Origin of the sequence: Thermogemmatispora sp. (assembly GCF_019683755.1) — a bacterium.
Taxonomy (GTDB): domain Bacteria; phylum Chloroflexota; class Ktedonobacteria; order Ktedonobacterales; family Ktedonobacteraceae; genus Thermogemmatispora.
Genome location: NZ_JADGHT010000474.1, coordinates 1 through 2,822 on the forward strand (window position 1 = coordinate 1; position 2,822 = coordinate 2,822).

3 protein-coding genes are annotated in these 2,822 nt (G+C 57.9%); 1 reads left to right on the plus strand and 2 read right to left on the minus strand.

What is annotated here, in order from left to right:
- Positions 1-745 (plus strand): urocanate hydratase (gene hutU, locus IRZ24_RS18945; protein ID WP_297167876.1); only part of this gene is annotated, 745 nt, incomplete at its 5' end.
- 207 nt (positions 746-952) lie between these two features.
- Here the strand turns inward: hutU and IRZ24_RS18950 are convergent.
- On the minus strand, positions 953-2,008 hold the full coding sequence (locus IRZ24_RS18950; RefSeq protein ID WP_297167879.1) for an FHA domain-containing protein: 1,056 nt from the start codon (positions 2,006-2,008) through the stop codon (positions 953-955).
- A gap of 483 nt (positions 2,009-2,491) precedes the next feature.
- On the minus strand, positions 2,492-2,822 hold a 331-nt coding region (locus IRZ24_RS18955), incomplete at its 5' end, for a hypothetical protein (RefSeq protein WP_297167882.1).

Sequence of the window (2,822 nt, forward strand, 5' to 3'; positions counted from 1 at the left end):
ACGACGCGGGGCCATTGTCTTCGACTACGGCAACAACCTGCGCGGCCAGGCCCTGGCAGCAGGCGAGCCACATGCTATGGACTTTCCCGGCTTCGTCTCTGCTTTCATTCGACCTCTCTTCTGCCGGGGCAAGGGACCTTTCCGCTGGGTGGCCCTCTCCGGCGACCCCGAGGATATCTATCGCACCGATGAAGCCATTCTAGAACTCTTTCCCGAAGACCAGGCTTTGCGCCGCTGGCTCACCCTCGCCCGCGAGAAAATCCGCTTCCAGGGCCTGCCAGCCCGCATCTGCTGGCTCGGCTACGGCGAACGCGCCAAAGCCGGCCTGGCCTTCAATGAGCTGGTCGCACGTGGCCTTGTCAAAGCCCCCATCGTTATCGGGCGCGACCACCTTGACAGCGGTTCCGTTGCCTCACCCTATCGCGAGACCGAAGGCATGAAAGACGGCAGCGATGCTATCGCTGACTGGCCTATTCTCAATGCCCTCCTCAATACGGCCTCGGGCGCTACCTGGGTCTCTTTCCACCACGGCGGCGGAGTCGGCATTGGCTATTCGCTCCACGCCGGCCAGGTCATCGTGGCCGACGGTACCCCGGAGGCCGCCCGCCGCCTGGAACGCGTGCTCACAAACGACCCAGGTATCGGCGTCATTCGCCATGCCGACGCCGGCTATGAGGAGGCCCTGGACTGCGCTCGCCAATGGGGCTTGAAGCTCCCTATGTCACCACAAGAGCCTTTCTCATGATAAAGTCTCTTGTTGGCACTGCCCCAGACACTCCCTCAGCAAGCAATGCATACTGGCCGGCAACGCTGTGACGCTCCAGCTATCACAGCGCTACCGGCCAGGCCAAGTCATTCCTTTCTCCATCAGCTTAACATGGCTCGCTCGCCCAAAGTGAAGGACTAGCCTTCTGCTAAGCTCACACGGCCAGCTTCGCTACCAGCGACGCTGCTACGTATTTTGCAACTGACTCTGTGTCTGCGGCGCCTGATCAATCTTCCAGGTCCCATCTTGGCGGACAAAGTTAAGGGTACCCGTTACTAGGCGCGAACTTCGCTGGAAGCCTAGGGACAGATGCGCAGTAGCATGGTCACCATTTTGCTCAAAATCAGTGGCCGCACAGGTCGTCACTGGTCCCAACAGAGCCGTCGCGGCCTGAAAAGCGCGCGTAAACTGCTGCTCGCTTTCATTCGCCTGCAGCGTTGACGAAAGCTGGCCATAGGCCGTATGGTAGTCACCATTTTTGAGCGCACTGCAGAAGGTATCAACCGTTTTCTGAGGCGAGGACGAGAGCAACCCCAGAGGTCCAGGGAAATTGAAGGGATTAAAGAGAACAACTACTAGAACAAGTACCACCAGCAAAAGCACCACCAGACTGGCTATCAGACAGCCTGCTCTTCCTCGACGCCGCGGCTGAGACTGCGGCGGCAACTGGGGATAGCCCGCCATCTGCGGCGGGAATGCCGGCCCCCCTTGAGGAGGAGGCCCAAAGGGTCCCGGCTGCCCCGGATAGCCCGGTTGGCTCGCCGGTGGCTGACCGTAGCCCTGATACGGCTGGTACGGTGGCGCACCGTAGGGCGGCTGGCCTGCTTCCGCTCCCGGGACAGGAACAGCCCCAGGCACGCCCTGGTAGGACATCTGAGGGTAGGATGGACCAGCCGCGGGCATCTGGAACTGATCAGGTGGGCTGGCCACAACCGTCCGTTCTCCCTCAGCTCCACCCTCACTCACCTCATAGGTAAAGACGGTTCCACCGAAACGGATGCGATCACCTGGCATGAGACGCCGGGGAACCTGGCTGGTCAGACGCTGATCGTTGACAAAGGTGCCATTGGTACTCCCCCGATCAACCAGGCTGTAGCCCCCATTCTCAGCACGCAATTCAGCATGATGGGAAGAAACTTGCTGATCATCCAAACGGATCTGATTGTCAGGTGCACGCCCTACCGTTGTCACGCCCGGCCCCAAAGGAATACGCCCCTGGGGTCCATTCAAGCTGGCTTCCACAAGAAAACTCCTTTTCCTGACTTACCTTATCCTTTTGTTCTTTTAGCTAAAGCATCCATTGCGAACGATATACCTCATCTGCAGGCGGGGACTCTCCATATGATTAACATTGATTAGCACGCAAGCAGAAGCCACGCGGCTTCGGCAGAATAGCTGTTCTCTGGCCATTCACTCAACCCAGCCAGTGGTTACCTCGAAGCAAGAAGAGACCTTTCTGGCCGCGGCACTTGCCTGCTCCCCCAACACATGCAATGAGTCAAAGCAGCATGTCAAAAAAGGCAAGAAACAACTCGTGGACCCTGATAGAGAACTTGCACCATACCCCGGAGAAGATGATGATCTAGCCCTGCCTGCAGCGTTGCTCTCTTTCAATTACGACTATCCCTTTCTAAAGAAACGCAGCAAGGGCCTTTTTTTCCAAGCCAGGAAGAAGGCAAGCTGCTCCTGACCTCATCCTCCTTCTACCTGCCAACAAGCAACCTCCTATGCAATGGCGGCGAGGCGCCAGATATCGGCCTCTAGCACCAACTCATCGCGATCTGTTTCTGTCTTGCCATTGGCATAGGTAATGATGCCGTTTAGCAGGAAGCGCTCACCTTTTGACTGGACTGCTCCCACAGCGCAGCTCTTAATCCCTCCATTGCTTTTAATAACCGGATCAACCACAGCCACAAATTGGCGCTGTCCTCCAAAGTGGGACTGGAAATCCAAACTGAGGAAGGCGTAGGCAGTGGCATAGTCGCCCTGCTGCAGCGCCCGACAGAAGCTGAGTAGAGAGCGCGTCGGCGTCGAGAGCGACGAAAGGGCATCGATG